The sequence below is a fragment of the Dietzia sp. CQ4 genome, assembly GCF_014145125.1.
Taxonomy (GTDB): domain Bacteria; phylum Actinomycetota; class Actinomycetes; order Mycobacteriales; family Mycobacteriaceae; genus Dietzia; species Dietzia natronolimnaea.
Map to the genome: position 1 here is coordinate 1 of NZ_JAALDZ010000321.1, position 3,277 is coordinate 3,277.

Below are 3,277 nucleotides of genomic sequence, written 5' to 3' on the forward strand. Positions count from 1 at the left end.
CCGCGGTCGAGGCCGCCCCGCTCGCGGAGGCGCCGCCGGTCGTCGTCGCGGAGCCGCGTCAGCGACCGGCACGGCGACGCGCGACCAGGTCCACGACCGCCCCTGACGCCGGCGATCGTTAGAGGTGTCGGGCCCGGTGGCGCGGTCGGTTTGACCTGCTGTGCCGCCGGGCCGTAACCTTGACAAGTCGCTCGTGGCGGCGCTATGTCGTCGCGCGAGAAGTCGCGGGCCGGGCCGTCAAGGCCGCGGGACCGGCGATCCCGGTCGACGAGAGTCGGCCGGTCAGAGAGAACACCGCACAGTAGTTGTGGACGTCCCAGTGGCGGCCACACACCCGAGAAGCAAGGGGAAGCCCTCGATGTACGCGATCGTCAAGACCGGCGGCAAGCAGTACAAGGTCGCCGAAGGTGACCATGTCAAGGTCGAGAAGATCGAGGGTGAGGCCGGTACCTCCGTGTCCCTGTCCCCGATCCTCGTGGTCGACGGTTCGACCGTCACCTCCGCTGCCGACGCCCTGGCCAAGGTCTCCGTCTCCGGCGAGATCGTCGAGCAGACCAAGGGCCCGAAGATCCGGATCCACAAGTTCAAGAACAAGACCGGGTACCACAAGCGTCAGGGCCACCGTCAGAAGCTGACGGTGCTCAAGATCACCGGTATCAAGTAATCCACCACGGCCGCCAAGGCCACCAGCTCAGCGCCCTCGGGCGTCTTCCCTGAAGGAGGGGTTCGGACATGGCAAGTAAGAAGGGCGCATCCAGCACCCGTAACGGTCGTGACTCCAACGCGCAGCGTCTCGGCGTCAAGCGCTTCGGCGGCCAGGAAGTCAACGCCGGCGAGATCCTGATCCGCCAGCGTGGCACCAAGTTCCACCCGGGCGTGGGCGTCGGCCGTGGCGGCGACGACACGCTGTTCGCACTGGCCGCCGGTGCGGTCGAGTTCGGGACCAAGCGCGGCCGCAAGACCGTCAACATCGTGCCGGTCGGCGTCGAGGCCTGACCCGGCGACACTGACGCGATTCGCCCTCGGGGGCCGGGCGGGGTCTGATGACCCCACGCCCGGTCCCCGAGAGCATTTGCGCCACATCCGTTAGTCCCACCACCAGCAGGAGGAGTCCGCTTATGTCGAGATTCGTCGACCGCGTAGTGCTCCACCTCGCGGCGGGGGACGGTGGCCGCGGGTGCACGTCCGTGCACCGGGAGAAGTTCAAGCCGCTCGGCGGCCCCGACGGGGGCAACGGCGGGAGCGGCGGGGACGTGGTGCTGGTGGTGGACCCCCAGGTCCACACGCTGCTCGACTTCCACTTCCGGCCCCACGCGCGCGCCGGTAAGGGAGAGCCCGGGATGGGCGCCAACCGGAACGGCGCCCAGGGTGATGACCTCGTCCTGGCGGTGCCGCCCGGGACCGTCGTGCTGGACCAGAACGGTGAGATGCTGGCCGATCTGGTCGGTGCCGGGACCCGCTTCGTGGCGGCCGAGGGCGGCAAGGGTGGGCTCGGTAACGCCGCGCTCGCCTCCAGGGCCCGCAAGGCCCCCGGGTTCGCCCTGCTCGGTGAGCCCGGCGAGGTCCGCGACCTCACCCTCGAGCTCAAGTCCATGGCCGACGTCGGACTGGTCGGGTTCCCCTCTGCCGGCAAGTCCTCTCTCGTGTCGGTGCTCTCCGCGGCCAAGCCCAAGATCGCCGACTACCCGTTCACCACCCTGGCCCCCAACCTCGGGGTGGTCTCGGTGGGCGACGACACGTTCACCATCGCGGACGTGCCCGGGCTCATCCCGGGTGCCAGCGAGGGGCGGGGCCTGGGCCTGGACTTCCTGCGCCACATCGAGCGCACGGCCGTCCTCGCACACGTCGTGGACTGCGCGAGCCTCGAGTCCGACCGCGACCCCATCTCGGACGTCGACGCGCTCGAGGCGGAGCTCGCCGCCTACCAGCCGGAACTCGCCGACGCCGGTCTGGGGGAGCTGGCCGATCGGCCGCGGGTCGTGGTGCTCAACAAGATCGACGTGCCGGACGCCGCTGATATGGCCGAGATGGTCACCGCCCACTTCGAGGCCAAGGGCTGGCCGGTGTATGCCATCTCCGCGGTCGCGCACAAGGGCCTGGACGAACTGAGGTACGGGCTCTACGAGCTCATCAAGGCCCACCGCAAGGCCAACCCGCCGGCGGCGCCCGAGCGGATCGTGTTGCGGCCGAGGACCGTCGACGTGGCCGAGTTCACCGTCCGGAAGGACCCGAACGAGGCCGGTGCCTACGTGGTCTCGGGATCCAAGCCCGAGCGCTGGATCCGCCAGACAGACTTCGCCAACGACGAGGCCGTCGGCTTCCTCGCCGACCGCCTGGCCCGGCTCGGGGTCGAGGACGCGCTCATCAAGGCCGGCGCGCAGGCGGGCTGCACGGTCACCGTCGGCGACGTCTCCTTCGACTGGGAGCCGCAGACCCCGGCCGGTGTGGACCTCATGCGTACGGGCCGAGGCACCGACATCCGGTTGGAGTCCGACGAGCGCGTGGGCGCCCACGAGCGCAAGTACCGCAAGCGGGTGCGCCGCGGGCTGATCGACCCCGACGAGGAGATCCTGGAGTGACCGGCGAACCGGAGCTGCGGCGCCGGATCGGCACGGCCCGCCGGGTGGTGGTCAAGATCGGCTCGTCGGCCATCACGAGCTTCGGTGGCGGGATCCGCCGGCCGCAGCTCGACGCCCTGGCCGACGTCTGCCAGGCGCGCATGGCCGCGGGGTCGGACGTCTTCGTGGTCTCCTCCGGCGCGATCGGCGCGGGGATGTCCCCACTGGGGATGACCACCCGACCCGCCACCCTGTCCGCCAAGCAGGCGGCCGCCAGTGTGGGGCAGCTCGAACTGGCCCGGGCGTGGGGCGACTCGTTCTCCAGGTACGACCGCGTGGTGGGCCAGGTCCTGCTGACGGCGGGGGACATCGGGCGCCGGGAGAGCGCGGCCAACGCGCAGCGCACCCTGGACCGACTCCGCACGCTCGGCGCGGTGCCGGTGGTCAACGAGAACGACACGGTGGCCACCAACGAGATCCGCTTCGGGGACAACGACCGCCTGGCCGCGCTGGTGGCCCACCTCATCAGCGCCGATGCGTTGATCCTGCTCTCGGACGTGGACGCGCTCTACGACTCCGACCCCCGCAAGGGTGACGCCACCGCGGTGACGATGGTGTCGGGCGCGGCCGACCTCGACGGGGTGGTGGCCGGGGCCGGCGGTGCGCTGGGCACCGGCGGGATGGCCTCCAAGCTCGCGGCCGCGCGACTGGCCGCCGAC

4 protein-coding genes are annotated in these 3,277 nt (G+C 71.0%); all 4 read left to right on the forward strand.

The genetic code is table 11. The annotated features are described in order from the left end of the window. The first annotated feature begins 358 nt into the window (after nt 1–358). A complete protein-coding gene (gene rplU, locus G6031_RS15915) occupies nt 359–664 on the forward strand; it encodes a 50S ribosomal protein L21 (RefSeq protein WP_017835684.1) in 306 nt (101 codons plus the stop codon). 68 nt (nt 665–732) lie between these two features. Further along, nucleotides 733–996 carry a 50S ribosomal protein L27 gene (gene rpmA / locus G6031_RS15920; RefSeq protein ID WP_107748170.1) on the forward strand — a complete coding sequence of 88 codons (264 nt, stop codon included), beginning with the start codon at nt 733–735 and terminating at the stop codon, nt 994–996. A gap of 122 nt (nt 997–1,118) precedes the next feature. After that, entirely contained in the window at nt 1,119–2,579 is a 1,461-nt protein-coding gene (gene obgE / locus G6031_RS15925) for a GTPase ObgE (RefSeq protein WP_182639561.1), read from the forward strand. Beyond that, nucleotides 2,576–3,277, forward strand: a 702-nt coding sequence (gene proB, locus G6031_RS15930; protein WP_182653787.1) for a glutamate 5-kinase, incomplete at its 3' end; no start/stop codon positions are given. The genes obgE and proB, both read left to right, overlap by 4 nt.